The sequence below is a fragment of the Intrasporangium oryzae NRRL B-24470 genome (assembly GCF_000576595.1).
In the GTDB taxonomy this organism is placed as follows: domain Bacteria; phylum Actinomycetota; class Actinomycetes; order Actinomycetales; family Dermatophilaceae; genus Intrasporangium_C; species Intrasporangium_C oryzae.
This window is the reverse complement of the sequence record NZ_AWSA01000020.1, coordinates 42114-60042: the sequence shown is the minus strand read 5'-3', so window position 1 is coordinate 60042 and position 17929 is coordinate 42114. Positions and strand designations below refer to the sequence as shown.

General features: G+C 71.4%; 17 protein-coding genes and 1 tRNA gene. 5 read left to right on the top strand and 13 right to left on the bottom strand.

Features of this window, described 5'->3' with window-relative positions; genetic code table 11:
• Positions 1–112: 112 nt before the first annotated feature.
• A tRNA-Gln gene (locus N865_RS10985) sits at positions 113–191 on the bottom strand.
• Positions 192–395: 204 nt separating this feature from the next.
• On the opposite strand from N865_RS10985, the gene N865_RS10980 reads away from it, so the two are divergent.
• Positions 396–1001 (top strand): TetR/AcrR family transcriptional regulator, encoded by a 606-nt coding sequence (locus tag N865_RS10980; protein WP_034805468.1) that lies wholly within the window; start codon positions 396–398, stop codon positions 999–1001.
• Positions 1002–1043: 42 nt separating this feature from the next.
• Here N865_RS10980 and N865_RS10975 read toward each other — a convergent pair whose 3' ends face one another.
• On the bottom strand, positions 1044–1901 hold the full coding sequence (locus tag N865_RS10975; RefSeq protein WP_051510464.1) for a methyltransferase domain-containing protein: 858 nt from the start codon (positions 1899–1901) through the stop codon (positions 1044–1046).
• Between the two features lie 55 nt (positions 1902–1956).
• Here N865_RS10975 and N865_RS10970 point away from each other — a divergent pair, with 55 nt between their 5' ends.
• Positions 1957–2487 (top strand): MarR family winged helix-turn-helix transcriptional regulator, encoded by a 531-nt coding sequence (locus N865_RS10970; RefSeq protein WP_051510463.1) that lies wholly within the window; start codon positions 1957–1959, stop codon positions 2485–2487.
• Between the two features lie 25 nt (positions 2488–2512).
• On the opposite strand, the gene N865_RS10965 is transcribed toward N865_RS10970, so the two are convergent.
• The 7 genes from N865_RS10965 to metG all read right to left on the bottom strand — a co-directional run bounded on the left by N865_RS10965 (position 2513) and on the right by metG (position 11087).
• Positions 2513–2878, bottom strand: coding sequence for a VOC family protein (locus N865_RS10965; protein WP_034805464.1), 366 nt, complete (start codon positions 2876–2878; stop codon positions 2513–2515).
• Between the two features lie 39 nt (positions 2879–2917).
• Entirely contained in the window at positions 2918–4744 is a 1827-nt protein-coding gene (locus tag N865_RS10960) for an ABC-F family ATP-binding cassette domain-containing protein (RefSeq protein ID WP_034805461.1), read from the bottom strand.
• A gap of 58 nt (positions 4745–4802) precedes the next feature.
• Entirely contained in the window at positions 4803–5750 is a 948-nt protein-coding gene (locus N865_RS10955; RefSeq protein ID WP_034805458.1) for a 4-(cytidine 5'-diphospho)-2-C-methyl-D-erythritol kinase, read from the bottom strand.
• Positions 5747–6694, bottom strand: coding sequence for a 16S rRNA (adenine(1518)-N(6)/adenine(1519)-N(6))-dimethyltransferase RsmA (gene rsmA / locus N865_RS10950; protein ID WP_084328145.1), 948 nt, complete (start codon positions 6692–6694; stop codon positions 5747–5749). The genes N865_RS10955 and rsmA overlap by 4 nt, the downstream gene beginning before the upstream one ends.
• Positions 6695–6868: 174 nt before the next feature.
• On the bottom strand, positions 6869–7972 hold the full coding sequence (locus tag N865_RS10945) for a resuscitation-promoting factor (RefSeq protein WP_051510462.1): 1104 nt from the start codon (positions 7970–7972) through the stop codon (positions 6869–6871).
• A 293-nt stretch (positions 7973–8265) separates the two neighbouring features.
• The gene (locus N865_RS10940) at positions 8266–9120 is read right to left on the bottom strand and encodes a TatD family hydrolase (RefSeq protein ID WP_034805452.1); all 855 of its coding nucleotides are present in this window, start codon (positions 9118–9120) and stop codon (positions 8266–8268) included.
• Positions 9117–11087 carry a methionine--tRNA ligase gene (gene metG / locus N865_RS10935; RefSeq protein WP_245603728.1) on the bottom strand — a complete coding sequence of 657 codons (1971 nt, stop codon included), beginning with the start codon at positions 11085–11087 and terminating at the stop codon, positions 9117–9119. The genes N865_RS10940 and metG overlap by 4 nt, the downstream gene beginning before the upstream one ends.
• Before the next feature lie 91 nt (positions 11088–11178).
• Between metG and N865_RS10930 the strand changes: the two genes are divergently transcribed.
• Positions 11179–11610 carry an SRPBCC family protein gene (locus N865_RS10930; protein ID WP_034805449.1) on the top strand — a complete coding sequence of 144 codons (432 nt, stop codon included), beginning with the start codon at positions 11179–11181 and terminating at the stop codon, positions 11608–11610.
• A gap of 108 nt (positions 11611–11718) precedes the next feature.
• Here N865_RS10930 and N865_RS10925 read toward each other — a convergent pair whose 3' ends face one another.
• From N865_RS10925 to N865_RS10915, 3 genes are all read right to left on the bottom strand, one after another.
• Complete coding sequence (locus N865_RS10925) at positions 11719–12150, bottom strand: OsmC family protein (RefSeq protein WP_034805447.1); 432 nt, start codon at positions 12148–12150, stop codon at positions 11719–11721.
• Between the two features lie 118 nt (positions 12151–12268).
• Complete coding sequence (rsmI, locus tag N865_RS10920; RefSeq protein ID WP_034805444.1) at positions 12269–13099, bottom strand: 16S rRNA (cytidine(1402)-2'-O)-methyltransferase; 831 nt, start codon at positions 13097–13099, stop codon at positions 12269–12271.
• A complete protein-coding gene (locus N865_RS10915) occupies positions 13096–14109 on the bottom strand; it encodes a helix-turn-helix transcriptional regulator (RefSeq protein WP_051510461.1) in 1014 nt (337 codons plus the stop codon). The genes rsmI and N865_RS10915 overlap by 4 nt, the downstream gene beginning before the upstream one ends.
• A 61-nt stretch (positions 14110–14170) precedes the next feature.
• Between N865_RS10915 and N865_RS10910 the strand changes: the two genes are divergently transcribed.
• On the top strand, positions 14171–14743 hold the full coding sequence (locus tag N865_RS10910; protein ID WP_034805441.1) for a DinB family protein: 573 nt from the start codon (positions 14171–14173) through the stop codon (positions 14741–14743).
• A gap of 151 nt (positions 14744–14894) precedes the next feature.
• Complete coding sequence (locus N865_RS10905) at positions 14895–15527, top strand: DinB family protein (protein ID WP_034805439.1); 633 nt, start codon at positions 14895–14897, stop codon at positions 15525–15527.
• An 87-nt stretch (positions 15528–15614) separates the two neighbouring features.
• Here N865_RS10905 and N865_RS10900 read toward each other — a convergent pair whose 3' ends face one another.
• Entirely contained in the window at positions 15615–17921 is a 2307-nt protein-coding gene (locus N865_RS10900; RefSeq protein WP_051510460.1) for an immune inhibitor A domain-containing protein, read from the bottom strand.
• Positions 17922–17929 lie beyond the last annotated feature (8 nt).

Here is a 17929-nt window from a genome sequence, read left to right as displayed (position 1 = left end):
CGAACCTGCTTCTGCGATTTCCCTCTGACACTCACAAGGCGAGAGCCCGTGCTCAGAGGAAGTGGGGCCGGGCTCTGCCGTTTCTGAACTGCGCGCGTAGGCGCGAGCTCGGCTCCCCGGGCAGGAGTCGAACCTGCGTCGCTTGTCCTGATTCAAAGTCAGGCGGGCCCTGCCGACAGACCAACCGGGGAAGGTCCCCCGCCGGACGGCCGGGGACGACCACAGGGTAGTGCAGACCACGCCGTGGCTCGTGCGCCCCCGGTCCGGCCCGACCTCGGCACAATGTGACGGTGAGCGCCGACCGATCCGACCGTGACCGTTCCGAACGAGAGCGACCCGGGCGTGAGCGGGCCGATCGCTCCGACCGCTCCTCGCGGGAGGCGCCGCGGTCGCGCATGACCGGGCCGCAGCGGCGCGAGCAGCTCGTCCAGGTCGGCCGCAAGCTCTTCGCCGAGAAGGGCTTCGAGGCGACCAGCGTCGAGGAGATCGCCTCGCAGGCGAAGGTCTCCAAGCCGGTCGTCTACGAGCACTTCGGCGGGAAGGAGGGGCTCTATGCCGTCGTCGTCGACCGCGAGATCCAGGCCCTCCTCGGCGGCATCTCCGAGGCTCTCGACGAGGGGCAGGGCGCCCGGGTCCTGCTCGAACGGGCGACGCTCGCCCTGCTCGACTACATCGAGAGCGACACCGACGGCTTCCGGATCCTCGTGCGCGACTCGCCGGCAGGGCAGTCGACGGGCTCGTTCGCGAGCGTCCTCGGTGACGTCGCCTCCCAGGTCGAGCACCTCCTCGCGGCCGAGTTCAAGGCGCGTGGGCTCGATCCGAAGTCGGCGCCGATCCACGCCCAGATGCTCGTGGGCATGGTCGCCCTCACGGGCCAGTGGTGGCTCGACCGGCGCAAGTTCAAGAAGGACCAGGTCGCGGCGCATCTCGTCAACCTCGCGTGGAACGGCCTCGCCGGGCTCGACCCGAACCCGCGCCTCGTGACCCAGCGCCGGGGCTGACCCAGCGCCGGGGCTGACCCGGCGCCGGGGCTGACCCGGCGCCTACCCGACCTGGGCGACGGCGAAGGTCCTCGTGAAGGGGAAGAGCACCCCGAAGGAGCGGCGGGGATAGGCGAGCTCCAGCTCCGCCGCATAGTCCGCGAGGAAGGCCTCCCGCTCTGCCTCGTCGGTGAGGACGCCGAGGACCGGACGCAGCCCGGTCCCGAGGACCCACTCGAGCACCGGATGCCGCTCGCCCTCGGGCGCCGGGAGCACGTGCTCGTAGGTGGTCTGCCACACGTCGACCGCGTCGAGAGCCGGGCTGACGAGGTCGAGGAGGAGGGCGGCATACGTCTCGGGGAGGGCGACGGCCTGCGCCCGCTCGAGCCCGGGGCGGAGCTCCTCGGCCCGCGGATGCCGGGCCGCGACCTCGCGCATCAGCCGGTGCGAGGGTGCGTCGAAGTTCGCCGGCACCTGCATCGCGAACGAGCCGCCGGGAGCGAGCGCCGCGACCCAGGTCGGGATGAGGCGGAGGTGGCTCGGCACCCACTGGAGGGTCGCGTTGGTGACGAGGACGTCGACCGGCGCCACAAGCGAGGCGGGGCCCCAGGTCTCGGCCGCCGCCTCGACCCACTCGACTCGACCCGCGCCGTCGGTCTCGCGGGCGCGGGCGAGCATCTCGGGAGAGCTGTCGATCCCGACGACCCGAGCGTCGGGCCAGCGCTCGGCGAGTGTCAGCGTCAGGTCCCCGGCCCCGCAGCCGAGGTCGACGACGACCTTCGGGTCGGCGGTCGGCACCTGGGCGACGAGGTCGCGGAACGGCCGCCCGCGGTGGTCGCCGAAGCGGGCGTACTGCCGTGGGTCCCAGGCGGAGGCCCTGGAGCCTGGATCGGCGGGCGCGAGGTTCTCGGACTCGGCCATGACGGTCTCACTTTCCTTCGATGTCAAGAGTCTTGATGCGGACTAGAGTTGACCCATGAGCTCCGAGCGACCCGGCGTCGACCGACCACGCGTCGACGACGTCGACGAGATCGTCGCCGCGTGGCGGCGCGAGCGACCGGACCTCGACGTGACACCCCTCGAGGTGCTGTCGCGCGTCTCGCGGCTCGCCCGGCGCCTCGACCTCGCGCGCGGCTCGGCCTTCTCCGAGCACCTGCTCGACGGCTGGGCCTTCGACGTCCTCTCCGCGCTCCGCCGCGCCGGCGCGCCGTACGAGCTCTCTCCCGGCCAGCTCGTCCAGCAGACGCTGGTCACGTCGGGGACGATGACCAACCGGGTCGACCGCCTCGAGCGGAGCGGCTTCGTCGAGCGCCGCCCCGACCCGGGCGACCGCCGTGGCGTCCTCGTCCGGCTGACGCGGGCGGGCCGTGACGTCGTCGACTCGGCGATGGCCGACCTCATCGAGCAGGAGAAGTCGCTCCTGTCCGAGCTCTCCCCCGCCGAGCAGGCCCAGCTCGCCATGCTGCTCCGCACCATGCTCGCCCCCCTCGAGACGCGCGAGGCCTGACCGGCGGCCCGGCGGCGGGTCGCGGTCACTCCCCCGCGGCCTGCTGGAGCTCGAGGCGGTTGCCGACCGGGTCGCTCGTGTGGAAGCGCCGTAGGCCCGGGATCGCGTCGTCCCAGGCGACCGGCGCTCCCGCCGCCTCGACGCGGGCTGCGAGGGCCGCGACGTCGCGGACGGCGAGCCCCGGGTGCGCCTTGCGGGCGGGCGCGAACGGGTCCTCGATGCCCACGTGGATCTCGGCGGCCCCGGCTCGGAACCAGGCCCCACCGCGGGCCCGGAGCGCCTTGGGCTTGTCGACCTCGGTCATGCCGAGGACGTCGACGTAGAACTCGCGCATCCGGTCCTCGCAACCGGGAGGACCGGACACCTGGACGTGGTGCAGGAACATCTCCATGGGCCCAAAGTATCTTGATATCAAGATACTTTCAAGGGTTCAGCCGACGACCTCCGCCGCTTCGAGCCACTCGAGCTCGAGCTCCTCGCGCTCGGCCACGACGGCCTGCAGCTTGGCGTTGAGGTCGGCCAGGGCCACCGGGTCGGTCGCTTTCGTGGCCATCTCACCGTGGAGGCGCTCCTCGCGGTCCGCCAGCCGGCTCAGCTGCTTCTCGACGCGGGCCATCGTCTTGCGGGCCTCGCGCACCTCCGCCGGGCTCGACGTGGGCTCCGACGCAGGCGTCGAGGGTATGCCGCTGGGCCGGCTCCCCGCCGAACGCGCGGGCGCGCTCGTGGCGGCGGCCCGCAGGCGGAGGTACTCCTCCACGCCTCCGGGCAGGTCGCGGACCTTGCCGTCACCGAGGAGGGCGAGCTGCTTGTCGGCGACCCGTTCGAGCAGGTATCGGTCGTGCGAGACGACGATGAGGGTTCCGGCCCAGCCGTCGAGGACGTCCTCGAGGGACGTCAGCGTCTCGATGTCGAGGTCGTTGGTCGGCTCGTCGAGAATGAGGACGTTGGGCTCGGTGAGCAGGAGCCGGGTCAGCTGGAGCCGCCGCCGCTCGCCGCCGCTGAGATCGCCCACGCGCGACTGCTGCCGGCCCCCGGGGAAGCCCAGACGCGTCGCGAGCTGGCCGGCGCTGATCTCCTTGCCGCCGAGGGTCGTCCACTGCCTGACGTCCTCGATGGCCTCGATGACACGCCACTGCTCGAACCGTTCGAGCTCACGGACCTCCTGGGTCAGGTGCGCGATCGCGACGGTCTTGCCGACCTTGCGGCGCCCGCTCGTCAGCGGGATCTCACCCGTGAGGGCCCGAAGCAGGGTCGACTTGCCGGCGCCGTTGACCCCGACGATGCCGACGCGCTCACCGGGCGCGAGGCGCCACGTGACGTGGTCGAGGATCCTCCGGTCCCCGAGCACGACCGTCGCGTCCTCGAGGTCGAGGACGTCCTTGCCCAGCCGGCGCGACGCGAACGAGGCGAGCTCGACGCTGTTGCGCGGCGCCGGCTCGTCGGCGATGAGGGCGTTGGCGGCGTCGATGCGGAACTTCGGCTTGCTCGTGCGCGCCGGAGCGCCGCGGCGCAGCCAGGCGAGCTCCTTGCGCATGAGGTTGGCGCGCCGGTCGGCGACGACCCCGGCGACGCGGTCGCGCTCGGCCTTGGCGAGGACGTAGGCGGCATACCCTCCCTCGAAGGCGGACACGGCACCGCCCTCGACCTCCCAGGTCAGCGTCGCGTAGGCGTCGAGGAACCATCGGTCGTGCGTGATCGCGACGGTCGCGTTGCCCGGCCGGGGGCGTTTCGTCGCGAGGTGCTCGGCGAGCCAGGCGACCCCCTCGACGTCGAGGTGGTTGGTGGGCTCGTCGAGCAGGAGCAGCTCGGGGTCCTCGACGAGGAGCCGCGCGAGGGCGAGGCGCCGGCGCTCACCACCGGACTTCGGGCCGACGCGGCTCTCGAGCCCGCCCATCGCCTCGGCACCGATGCCACCGAGCAACCCGGTCAGCACGTCACGGATCCGCGCGTCGCCGGCCCACACGTGCTCGGGCCGGTCACCGAGGACCGCCTCACGGACGGTCCAGACGGGGTCGAGGGCGTCCTCCTGCGCGAGCATCCCGATCCGTATGCCGTCGGCGCCGCCCTGCTTGGAGATGCGGCCCGAGTCGGGCTCCTGCAGGCCCGCCATGACGCGGAGCAGGGTCGACTTGCCGCCCCCGTTGACACCGACGACGCCGATGCGGTCACCGGTCAGGACCCCGACGGAGACGTCGTCGAGGACGTGGGTCGTGCCGAACACGAGCGAGACGAGCTCGAGGGAGATGAGGTTGGCCATGCGTGCTTTCTTGCAGGAGTCGTACGGGTTCGGCCGGTCAGGCCCGGTCGGAGGTGGTTCAGTCGCCCCGCGGGCTCGTGATGACATGGGCGCCGTGGACGGGGCCCTTCGCGCGCCGGAGGTCGCGGCAGAGGTCCGCGGCCGCGAGCGACACGGACAGGTCGAGCGAGGCCTCGTGGCTCTCGGTGAGGAAGGCGACCGTGGGGCCGGACCCCGACACGACCCCGCCGAGAGCCCCGAACTCGACGCCCGCGTCGCGCAGCTCACGCAGGTCCGGGCGCAGCGAGAAGGCTGCCGGCTCGAGGTCGTTGTGGAGGGCCCGCCCGAGCTCGCGGGCATCGCCCCGGCGCAGCGCCCCCATCATCTCGGCGCTGACGCGGGGCTCGGGCACGGACGCGTCGCCGCCCTCGGCCTCCCGCAGGCGGTCGCACTCGGCGTACACGGCCGGCGTCGACAGGCCCTGGTCGCTGACCGCGAAGACCCAGTGGAACGTGCCGCGGGCGAGGACCGGCGCGAGCTGCTCACCGCGGCCGGAGCCCATCGCGTTGCCCCCGGCGAGCGGGAACGGCACGTCGCTGCCCAGCTGGGCCGCGAGGTCGGAGAGCTCGTCGCGGTCGAGGCCGAGCCCCCAGAGCTCGTCACACGCGAGGAGGGCGGCGGCCGCGTCGGCGGAGCCACCGGCCATGCCACCGGCCACTGGGATGTCCTTGTCGATCCGGATCGAGAGCGTCTCGTCGATGCCGTAGCGCTGGGCGAGGAGCTGGGCCGCGCGGACGACGAGGTTGTCGGGTCCGGTCGGGATGAGGTCGGCATACGTCCCCGCGGCCACGACCTGCCAGTCGTCCCAGCGGGCGACCGAGACCTCGTCGTGGAGGGACACGGCCTGGAAGACGGTGGCGAGGTCGTGGTAGCCGTCGGCCCGCCGCGGACCCACCCGCAGCTCGAGGTTGACCTTGGCGGGAGCGCGCACGGTCACGGTCCCGGGCAGGGTCGGGGCGACAGTCATGGACTCACCCTATTGAGTGCCTCGGCGATGCGCGCGAACGCCGTGATGTCCAGCTGCTCGCCCCGGGTCTTCGGGTCGACCCCGGCCGCGCGGAGGGCGGCCTCGGACCGGTCCACCGAGCCGGCCCACGATGCGAGCGCGCCGCGCAGGGCCTTGCGCCGCTGGAGGAAGGCAGCGTCGATGCAGCGGAACACCTCCTCGCGGGTCGCCGTCGTCTCCGGCGGGTCCCGGCGCACGAGGGAGACCAGGCCCGAGTCGACGTTGGGGGCGGGCCAGAAGACGTTGCGACCGACCCTTCCGGCGAGCTCGACGTCGGCGTACCAGGCCGCCTTGAGGCTCGGCACGCCGTAGATCTTGCTCCCGGGCCTCGCCGCGAGCCGCTCGGCGACCTCGAGCTGGACCATGACCAGGACGCGCCGGATCGACGGAAAGTGCTGCAGGAAGCTCAGCACGACGGGGACGGAGATGTTGTAGGGCAGGTTGGCGACGAGGGCCGTCGGTTTCGGTCCGGGCAGGCTCGTCACCGTCAGCGCGTCGGCTGCGACGAGGCGCAGCTTGTCCGCGTTGCCGGGCTGCAGCGCGCGCACCGTGTCCTCGAGGGCGCCGGCGAGCCGCGGGTCGACCTCGACCGCCGTCACGCGCCGGACCACGGGCAGCAGGGCGAGCGTCAGGGACCCGAGGCCCGGGCCGACCTCGACGACCGTGTCGTCGGGCCCGACCCCGGCGACGCGGACGATCTTGCGGACCGTGTTGGCATCGACGACGAAGTTCTGGCCCCACTGCTTCGTCGGACGCACCTCGAGCCGCTCGGCGAGCGCACGGATCTGCGCCGGTCCGAGGAGGGCCGCGTCGTCGACGATCGCCCCGGCGGCAGCGTCCGCCCCGGCACCCTTGTCGGGACCCCCGTCGGGCGTCGCGGTGGACCCGGGCTCTGCGGAACTCATGGATTCACCCTAGGGCCAGCCCAGCGGCATACGTGACCGTTGCGAGGTTCGTGGCGCGGGTGGCGGACCCTGGGGTCGCCGCCGAGCCCCGGCCTTCGACGCACCGGAGCCCCCGACCTCGTGGGTCGGGGGCCCCGGCAGGGAGCCGTGTGCGTGCACACGTCGAGGGGGGCGTCAGCCCTTGCAGCCCCACTGGGCGAGGCCGTTGTCCGCGTAGACGCGGTTGGCCACGGTGATCTGCTGCTCGCGGCTCGCGAGGTCAGCGCGCGAGGCGAACTGGCCACCGCCGTACGCGAGCCACGTGGACGCCGAGAACTGCAGGCCACCGTAGTAGCCGTTGCCGGTGTTGATGTGCCAGTTGCCGCCCGACTCGCACGAGGCGACGCGGTCCCACATCGCCGCGTTGGCGAGGTTGAGGGAGCCACCCGAGGCGGTCGAGGTGCTCGACGTGGTGGACGTCGTCGCCGGGCGGGCCTTCGTCCCCACGAGGACGACCTGGGTCACCGGCGCCTTCGTCACCGTCGAGGCGACATCTGTCGTCGAGACGACCTTGCCGTCCACGACGGTGGTGCGGACCGTGACGGCGCGGACGCCGGCGACGCCTGCCGTCTTGATCTTGGTCTGGCCCTTGTAGAGCGTGGAGGTCTCGGTGCGCACCGTCGGGAACGGGATGGCGCGCGTGACCTTTGCGTCCTTCGTCGCGACGCGCTGGACGACGATCCGGGTGCCGGCCGTGAGGGGCGCCGTCGCGGCGGGCGAGACCTTGTCGCTCGCCCCGACCTGGACACGCAGCTGCGTCAGGGCCTCGCCCACGGTCGCGGCGGTGAGGGTCTTGGTGGTCGTCTTGCCGTCGGCGACGACCGTGACGCTCTTGGGGGTCACGATCGAGAGCGACAGGCCCTGACGGCCGATCGTCTGGGAGCGGGAGACGGAGATGCGGTCGCCGTCGCCTCGCAGGCCGAGGGCGAGCAGGGCGCCGTCGACCGTGGTCTCGGTGGTGCGGATCTGGCGGACCTTGCCATCGATGGTGACGGTCAGGGTGCGGGCGTACTTGACGGTGACCGTCTCGCCGTCGCTCAGTGCGTCGTCGACGGCCGGGATGACGACGTCGCCGCTGTGCACCGAGATCCCCTGGCTGTCGAGGAGGTCCCCGACCGTGCTCCCGAAGACGTGGGCGTCGGACGCCTTTCCGTCGACGGACAGGTGAACGGACTTGTCGAGCTGGGCTGCCGTGACGCCACCCGCGGTGAGGACGAGGGCCGCGCCGGCCACGGACATGACCTTGAGGTTGCGAGTAATCAAAACTCTCCGAACGTCGAACCATCCGGGTGCAACGCGCTCTCGGTCCGCTCCGTCCGGGCCCTGGAAGGGTCCCGTCAGGGGCGGCGATGCGGGGCAGCAACCGGCCAACGGTCAACCACAGTGACCGATCGGCCTCGGATAGGTCAAATTTCGGTAACGGCGACCGTCTCAGCGCGCGGACTCGCGCTGGGCCTGCTATGCGCTCTTTGTCCCGTTCGCCCGGAGGGGGCCGCTCGGCGTCCCCGGGACCACCCGACCACGAGTTCGCCTCACTCCCAAGGGCCGTAGACCCGCTCGGAGTTGTCGGAGACAGCGCGGCACAGGGACGGAACGTCGACGTTGAGGACCCCCGCCATGGCGCGGATCGTCAACGGGACGAGGAAGGAGGCGTTCGTCGCCCCGCGGTGCGGACTCGGTGTCAGGTAGGGAGCGTCGGTCTCGACGAGAAGGCGGTCGAGCGGCGTCGCCGTGAGGGCGTCGCGCAGCCCGCGAGCGTTCTTGAACGTCACCGTCCCCGCGAAGCTGAGGTAGTACCCGCGCTCGGCGCACTCCCGCGCCATCGCGAGGTCAGCGGAGAAGCAGTGCAGGACGGTGTGCTCGGGCGCCCCCTCCTCCTCGAGAATGCGCAGGACGTCCTCGTGCGCGTCGCGGTCGTGGATCTGCAGGGCCTTGCCGAGGCGCTTGGCCAGGTCGATGTGCCAGCGGAACCCGTCCTGCTGCACGGCGACACCCTCGGGACCCGTCCGGAAGTAGTCGAGCCCCGTCTCGCCGATGGCACGGATCCGCTCGTGTGCGGCCGACCGCTCGACCTCGGCATACGCCTCGTCCAGCCGACCGGCGGCTGCGAGCCGAGGAACCTCGTTGGGGTGCAGGGCGATCGCGCCCACGACTTCGGTATGCCGCTCGATGGCGTCCATCGTGAAGCGCACCCCGGCGAGGTCGCACCCGACCTGGACGAGACGCGTCACCCCGACCGAGCGGGCGCGGGCGATCGCCTCGGCGACGTCGAGCGGCGCGTCCCCCTCACGGGTGATGTCGAGGTGGACATGGTTGTCGACGACGTCGATGGGCAGCGGGTCGGGAGCGACCTCGGGCAGCCCGCGGTGCCCCGACCCGGAGCTCATGCCGTCGTGCCCGCGTCGTCGCCCGCGTCACCCGTCGCCTGCGCCGTCCCCTCGTCGACCCCGTTGCCCTCGCCGCTCTGAGTGACCTCCGGGCGACCCTCGTGCTTCGGCTTGCCCATCTTCGGTGCCGCGAGCGGGTCCGTGTGGTGGCGGGTTCTGCCGGGGGCGGCGTCACCGAGGCGCGCGCGCTCGTCGGCGATGACCTGCTCGGGGTCGAGCTTGGTGAAGACCCCGGTCGGCTTGGCGATCGGCGTGCCGACGAGGACCGGACGCGACTCCCACCGCGGTGTCATGGAGTAGTCGCCGGTGATCACCGGGTAGGACCGCGACCCGTCGTCGAGGTCGGCGACGACATCGAGGCGCGGCATCGGCATGAAGACGCCCTCGCCGCCGAGGACGGCGTGGACCCGGTTGGCGGCGTGCGGCAGGAACGGCGCGATCAGCGTGTTGATGTCGGACACGGCCTGGACGAGCGTGTGGAGCACCGTCGCGAGGCGCTCCCGCTCGTCGTCGCCCTTGAGCTTGAACGGCTCGGTCTTCGAGACGTAGGCGTTGGCCTCGCCGACGATTCGCATGACCTCGGCGAGCGCCGCCTTCTGACGATGCCGTTCGAGGAAGCCGCCCACGGCCTCGAACCCGGCCGAGACGGTAGCGAGGAGCTCCTCGTCGACGGGCTCGACGGCATACGACGGGGGGATCTCGCCGAAGTTCTTGGCGATCATGGCCGCCGTCCGGTTGACGAGGTTGCCCCAGCCGGCGACGAGCTCGCTGTTGTTGCGCTGGACGAACTCGGCCCAGCTGAAGTCGGCGTCCTGGTTCTCGGGGCCGGCCGCGCAGATGAAGTAGCGGATGGGGTCGGGGCCGTAGCGGGCGACGATGTCCTTGACGTAGATGACGTGCTTGCGGCTCGTCGAGAACTGCTTGCCCTCGAGCGTCATGAACTCCGAGGCGACGACCTCGGTCGGCAGGTTGAGCACACCGTAGGGACCGGGCTCGCCGCCCTTGTCGCCGCGGCCGGCGTAGCCGAGCAGCTCGGCCGGCCAGATCTGGCTGTGGAAGGTGATGTTGTCCTTGCCCTGGAAGTAGTAGGACACGGCCTCGGGCTCGTTCCACCACTCCCGCCAGCGCTCGGGGTCACCCTGGCGACGCGCCCACTCGATCGAGGCGGAGAGGTAGCCGATGACGGCATCGAACCAGACGTAGAGGCGCTTGGTCGGGTTGTCCTCCCAGCCCTCGAGCGGGATCGGGATCCCCCAGTCGATGTCGCGGGTCATCGCGCGCGGCCGGACGTCCTTGAGGAGGTTCTTGCTGAACTTGATGACGTTGGGGCGCCACGTGCCCGACGCCTCGCGCTCGTCGAGCCACACGCCGAGCGCGTCGGCGAGGGCCGGCAGGTCGAGGAAGAAGTGCTGCGTCTCGATGAACTCGGGGGTCTCGCCGTTGATCTTGCTGCGGGGGTTGATGAGCTCGTCGGCGTCGAGCTGGTTGCCGCAGTTGTCGCACTGGTCGCCGCGGGCCTCGGGGAACCCGCAGATCGGGCAGGTGCCCTCGATGTAGCGGTCGGGCAGCGTGCGGCCGGTCGACGGGCTGATCGCGCCCTTGGTCGTCTGCTCGATCATGTAGCCGTTGGCGTGGACCTGGCGGAACATCTCCTGCACGACGGCGTAGTGGTTGCGCGTCGTCGTGCGCGTGAAGAGGTCGTAGGAGAGGCCGAGGTCGGTCAGGTCGCGCGCGATGACCTCGTTGTACTTGTCGACGAGCTCCTGCGGGGTGAGGCCCTCCTCCTCGGCGAGGACGAGGATCGGCGTGCCGTGCTCGTCGGTGCCGGAGACCATGAGCACGTCGTGTCCGGCCATCCGCATGTACCGACTGAAGACGTCGGAGGGCACACCGAACCCGGCCACATGGCCGATGTGGCGCGGGCCGTTGGTGTACGGCCAGGCGACAGCAGACAGGACTTTGCTCATGCGCTGAATCCTAGGGTCCGCCCGGAGCAGGCCGCGCCTGGGTTCTCGGCGCTGCGGCAGGCAGAGCGCCTCGGGTGGGTACGACTTCCTCATGACAGATCACGTGGCACGAGCAGAGGTCATGGTCGACGCGGCGCCGGACACGGTCTGGGGCGCGCTGACCGAGCCGGATCAGGTGAGGTCGTGGATGGTCGGCACCGAGCTGTCGACGGACTGGCGGGTGGGCAGCCCCATCACGTGGCGCGGCGAGATGAACGGCAGCCCCTACGAGGACAAGGGGGAGGTGCTCGAGAACGACGAGCCGAGACACCTCTCGTTCTCGCACTACAGCCCGCTCATGGGCCAGGAGGACCGGCCGGAGAACTACCACACGGTGACGTACGACCTGGCGCCTACGGCCGATGGCGAGCGCACGACCGTCACTCTCACCCAGGACGGCAACGAGTCGGCGGAGCAGGCAAGGCAGTTCAGCGAGAACTGGCAGTCCATGCTCGACGCCCTCAAGCGGACCGTCGAAGCCTGAGCGCTCAGGCCGCCCAACGGCGTCCACACTGAAGCCGAGCGCGGCGGGCGCCCGAGGGCACCCGCCGCGCTGGGCTCTGGACAGTCAGACGGTCACACGCTCACTGGATCATTCCGCGAGGTGCGCCTCGAGGGTGATCGGGACGGCCGCGAGCGCCTGGCTGACGGGGCAGCCGGCCTTGGCCCCCTCGGCGGCGGCCTGGAACTGCTCGGCGCTGAGGCCCGGGACGGCTCCGGTCACCTTGAGGGCGATCCCGGTGATGCCCGTGCCCGGCTTGAAGTCGACGGCTGCCGTCGTGTCGAGCGTCGTCGCCGGCGTCCCGGCCTGGGCGAGGGCGTGCGAGAGGGCCATCGAGAAGCACGTCGAGTGGGCCGCCGCGATGAGCTCCTCGGGGCTCGTGCGACCACCCGACTTCTCCTCGGAGCGTGAGGCCCACGTGACGTCGTAGGTGCCGATGCCGGACGAGTCGAAGGTGACCGTGCCGGCGCCCTCCATGAGGGAGCCTTCCCAGTGGGCGGTTGCGTTGCGAACGATTGCCATGTGCACTCCTGGTCTGCGTCGTGCCGTCCTCGTGGTCGCCGGACGGTCGGTCGCGTCCAGCCTTTCGCGACGAGGCCGTCGGGGCAAGGGCCGACCGGCGGGGCATCGGAGCCGCTGGTCAGGCCTCGGCGATCGCCGTGTCGTAGAGAGCCTTCTTGGACAGCCCGGTCTGTGCGGCGACCTCGGCGCAGACGTCCTTGAGCCGCTCCCCCGCAGCCACCCGCGCCCGTATGCCGCTGACCGCCTCCTCGAGGGACGCGACCTTGCGCTCGGCGCCCGCGACGACGATGGTGATCTCCCCCTTGACCCCGTCGGCGGCCCAGTCGGCGAGCTCGGCGAGGGTCCCGCGGCGGACCTCCTCGTACGTCTTGGTCAGCTCGCGGCACACGGCTGCCCTGCGGTCCGCGCCGAACGCGTCGCGCATGGCCGCGAGCGTCTCGGCGAGGCGGTGCGGGGCCTCGAAGAAGACGATGGTGCGGCGTTCGTCTGCGACCTCGGCGAGCACCCTGGCCCGCTCCCCCGCCTTGCGCGGGAGGAACCCGTCGAAACAGAACCGGTCGACGGGCAGCCCCGACACGGCGAGCGCCATGAGCACCGCGCTCGGTCCGGGGACGCACGTGACGCGGACCCCGGACTCGACCGCGGCGGCGACGAGGCGGTATCCGGGGTCGGAGACGGACGGCATACCGGCGTCGGTGACGACGACGACCCGGTCGCCGGCGACGAGCCGCTCGACGAGCTCGGGGGTGCGGCTCGCCTCGTTGTGCTCGTGGTAGCTGAGGATGCGGCCGGTCGGGGCGACGCCGAGGTCGGTCAGCAGGCGCTTGAGCCGGCGCGTGTCCTCGGCCGCGACGACGTCGGCGGTCGCGAGCTCCTCGCCGAGGCGCGGGGCGGCGTCGCGCGGGTCGCCGATCGGGGTCGCGGCGAGGACGAGGGTGCCGGTGGTCATGTCCCCATCCTTGCAGCGTGGGTGCGACGGTCCGTCGACGACAGGCCCGCGGCCGCGCGGGCGAGACGCTCGGCCTGCCGGAGCATCGCCTCGCGGAGCTCGGGCGGGTCGAGCAGCTCGAGCTCCCACGGGAGCGCGCCGATGTGCATCGCCATCGCATCGAGGTCGTTGCCGCCCGCCTCGAAGATGCAGTGGTCGGGACCGTCCGCGGTGACAGTCCCGACCGAGCTCGGGATCCGCTGGACGACAACGGACCTCGGCGCGGCGATGCGGACGCGGGCGACGTGGTCGTAGGCCGACTGGCTGATCGCGCGGCGCACGAACTCGGCGGCGTCGGGGGCCTCGCGCTGGCGGAACCGCCAGCCTCGCCCGCGTGCGCGCTCGATCCGGTCGAGCCGGAAGGTGCGCCAGTCGTCGCGGTCGCGGTCGAACGCGACGAGGTACCAGCGCCGACCGGTCGCGACGAGGCGGTACGGCTCGACCCGGCGTTCGCTGGGACCGCGCGGTCCGGCATACCCGAAGGCGACCTGCTCGGTCGCACGGCACGCACGGGCGAGCAGGAGCAGGGTGCGCGCGTCGACGATGGGACCGCTCGAGTCCAGGGTGACCGTCGCCTCGTGGATCGCCTCGACCTGGGCGCGAAGTCGTCCGGGGAGGACCTGGTCGAGCTTGGCGAGGGTCCGCACGGCCGCCTCGCCGAGCCCCTCGACCGTGCCGCCCGCGGCGAGGCGCAGGCACACGGCGACGGCAACGGCCTCGTCGTCGTCGAGCAGGAGCGGCGGTAGGCGCCTTCCCGCGCCGAGCTGGTATCCCCCGCCGGCGCCGTGCTCGGCGTTGAGGGGGTAGCCGAGGTCACGGAGCCGCTCGACGTCGCGCCGGACGCTGCGCGTCGTGACGCCGAGCCGCTCGGCGAGCTCGGTGCCGCTCCAGACGGGCCGTGACTGGAGCAGGTCGAGCAGGCGCAGCACCCGGGCCGTTGTCCCGCCGGCGCTCTCGGATGACTCGCTCATGGCTCGAGTCTCGCAGGCTCTGCGGACAAGATCTGTCCTATTTCCCCAGCAAGGTGGAGTCATGACGACGACAACGGCGATCGACCTCAACCACCTGCTGCTCGACCAGATCGAGTTCCACTGGACCAACCAGCTGCGGCCGCGCCTCGCCGGGCTCACCGACGACGAGTACCTCTGGGAGCCGGTCCCCGGCGCGTGGAGCCTGCACCCGCGCGGGCAGGGGCGGACCGAGATCCAGGGCGGGTCAGGCGCGCTCACCATCGACTTCGCCTACCCCGAGCCGGTCCCCGCGCCGGTGACGACCATCGCCTGGCGCCTGGCCCACATCATCGTCGGCGTCCTCGGCGCGCGGGTCCACGGCCACTTCGGCGGCCCGGAGGCCGACTACGTCACTTTCGACTACGCCGCGACCGCAGAGGGGGCGCTCGCCCAGCTCGACGAGGCGTATGCCGCGTGGCTGGCCGGCGTGCGCGGCTGGGGTGACGCCGAGCTGGCGCAGCCGTGCGGCCCGAGCGAGGGACCGTGGGCGTCGCACCCGCGGGCCGAGCTCGTGCTCCACATCAACCGCGAGCTGATCCACCACGGCGCCGAGATCGCGCTCCTGCGCGACCTGTGGGCGCACCGCGCCGACTGACCGGCCCTATCGACGCACCCTCCACGCGGTGTCCTCCCGAAGCCATCGCCTCGGGGCCCGCACAGCACAGCGTTCCCAGCACGGCACGACAACCCGCACGACACGACATCCCAGCACGGCATGACCCTCCGAACCGACCACAGGAGCAGAGATGGCAGCACACGTCCCACCCGTCCGCGACGAGCGTGAGAACCTCATCGCCTACATCGAACAGCAGCGCGACGCGTTCGCCACCGTGGCCTTCGGGCTGACCGAGGAGCAGATCCGGCTCGCGCCCACGGCCGGAACCCTGACGATCGGCGGCCTGATCAAGCACGTCACGACGTGCGAGCGCGGCTGGGTCGACCGCATCGCTGCGGCGCCAAACCCGCCACCCCCGCCGAAGGAGTCGTTCGAGGAGCGGGTCGCGGCCTACGGCCAGGATTTCGTCGTGACCGACGACGACACGCTCGAGTCGCTCCTCGCCGCGCTCGCTGCGGAGGGCGTGCGAACGCGTGAGGTGCTCGGAAGCGCCGACCTCGACGCCCCGGTGCCGGTCCCCCGCGACGCCCCGTGGTTCCCGAGGGACGTCGACGCGTGGTCCGTGCGCTGGGTCGCCGGGCACCTCGTCGAGGAGCTCGCCCGGCACGCGGGGCACGCCGACATCGTCCGCGAGTCCATCGACGGCGCCACGATGTACGCGCTCCTCGCGGCACGGGAGGGCTGGCCCGAGACGCCGTGGCTGAGGCCCTGGCGTCCGGCGGGTCACGCCGAGCCGGCCGGAACCGCCGCGAGCGGCGCCTGACGACGGGACGGTGTCCCACCCTCCGCGAGGAGGGGTGGGACACCGTCACCGACCGGCCGACCGCCAGGGGTCGGCCCACCTGCTCACCTACTGGTTGACGGTCACCTGCATGAAGTCCCCGAGCGTCGACGTGCTGACGACGCGGATCTTCGTGCCGGTGTTCGGGACCTGGACGCTGGCCCAGCCCAGGTGGCCGATCGACGGGTTCGGCGCGACCCAGTAGCTCTTCGAGTCGTCGAAGACCGGGTTGGCCGGCAGGTTGCCGTAGCACTGCTCGACGCTGTTGGCGTGCAGGCAGATCCGGTCCGTCTTCTCGAGACCGAAGGTCGAGTCGTAGGACTGGATCCGCGGGCGCCAGACCTTGCCGTTGTCAGGTCGGGTCAGCAGGGCCGGGTGGGCATCCACCGGGAGGTAGAGGCCACCACAACGACCGGCGGCACAGTAGTCGCCGACGTTGTTGTCCGCGAAGGACGTGTCGTAGTACCAGACGAGCAGGCCGTCCTGGTACGGGAACCGCTCCGCCCAGTTCTGCAGGTTGGGGTTGTCGAGGAACCCGAAGTTGTACGGGCTCGTCTTCAGCCCCGCGTCGTAGCCGCGGTAGTTTCGGAACTCGGCGAAGTAGGCGTTGAAGTACGACTTGCTGACGGTCCCCGTGGTCGAGGAGAAGCCGGTGAAGGTCCAGCCCGCGTCGGACTCGGCACCGTCCGTCGGCTGGCCGGTGACGGCGATCTCGTCGACCGAGAACCCGGCCTCGGCGACCGCGCCGTCGGTCCAGTACCGGAAGCCGAGCGTCACGGTCTGCCCGGCATACGCGGAGAGGTCGGCCGTGAGGTCGACCCAGGCGCCGCCACTGCTGCCCGTGATGCCGTTGCCGAAGTTCTGGCCGTTGGGGTTCGTCGCGGTCGAGAGGCTGGTCGGGACGGCGGTGCCGTTGACCGTGAGGTAGGCGTAGTCCCAGTCCTGCTCGATGGCGTAGCGGACCTTCGCCGAGAGGCTCACCGAACCGGCCGGCAGGGTCACCGACCTGGTCATGGCGTTTTCGAGGTCGTTGCCCGAGCCCGAGTAGTAGAACCGGTCACCGGCATACGGGGAGCCGATGACGGTGTCGACCTTCTTGTCGGGCAGGAGGGCGACGAGCTGCTGGGCCTGCTTCGTGTTGGCCGAGGCCGGGCCGAGCTTGACCGCGGCCTTCTGGCCGTAGCCGACGACCTGGTAGTTGGACCAGCCGAGGAAGATCTTCTCGTAGGCGGACATGGGGATCGGCTTCGTGCCAATGCCGTCCTCCGGCTTGCCGGAGTTGCCGTAGGAGCCCGACGAGTAGAGCGTCCAGAAGCCGGTGGAGTTCTCGGCGCCGCCGGTGTTGCCCGACGTGTCGTAGAGGTCGGGCAGGCCGAGGTCGTGGCCGTACTCGTGCGAGAAGACGCCGACGCCGCCGTTCTCGGGCTCGACGGTGTAGTCGCCGATCCAGAGGTTCGTGCCGCCGATCTTGATCCCGCCGAGCTTGTTGAACGCGGGGCCGGTGGCGCCGATGTTGTTGTAGAAGGCGTACCAGCGGTGCGACCAGATCGCGTCGGTGCCCTGGGCGCCGCCGCCGGTCTCCTCGCCCTCACCGGCGTGCACCGACTGGAAGTGGTCGATGTAGCCGTCGGGCTCGTTGAAGTTGCCGTCACCGTCGTAGTCGTAGCGGTCCCAGACGTCGAACTTCGCGACGTCCGCCTCGATCTCGGCCGCCGTCTTGCCCGCGGCGAGCTGGGCGTTGTACCAGGCATTGACCGAGTCACGGACGAAGAGCCACGTGCGGGCACAGACGATGCCGCCGCAGTAGTTCGAGCCGTAGTAGGCCTCGTTGAACGGCACGTTGACCCAGTCGGTCACCTCGCCGTTGACGGTGTAGCGGTTGGACGACTGCTCCTTGTAGAAGTTGCGCATCGAGACCGCGCCTGGCGCGTCGGAGAACAGCAGGTTCTCGAAGTACGGCTTCGAGAAGTCCGGCGCCCAGATCGTCGTGTTGTCGACCTTCCGGTCAGGTTGCGGGATCTGGTTGCGCTGCGGACCCGGGGTGCCGCCGTATGTCGTGCTGATCGAGTTGCCGAACTGGCCGAGGACGGTCCAGATGGAGTCCTCGCCCTCGCGGGCGAGCTCGACGTACTGGCCCTTGCCGACCTTGGCGACCTTGACGTCGGCCTTGATCTTGCCCTGCAGCTGCTGCTTCTTGCCCTCGGCGCGAAGCGCGGCCTGCTTCTTCCCGAGCGGGTGCTCGAGATCGTCCTTGCCTGTGGTGACCTGGTCCTTGCCTGCGGCTGCCGTGTCGGCCGTGGCCGTGGTCAGACCCGCGCTGAGCGGAAGGACGAGTGCCACCGAGCCGGCCACCAGGGCCAAACCCAACTTCCTCATGAATGCTC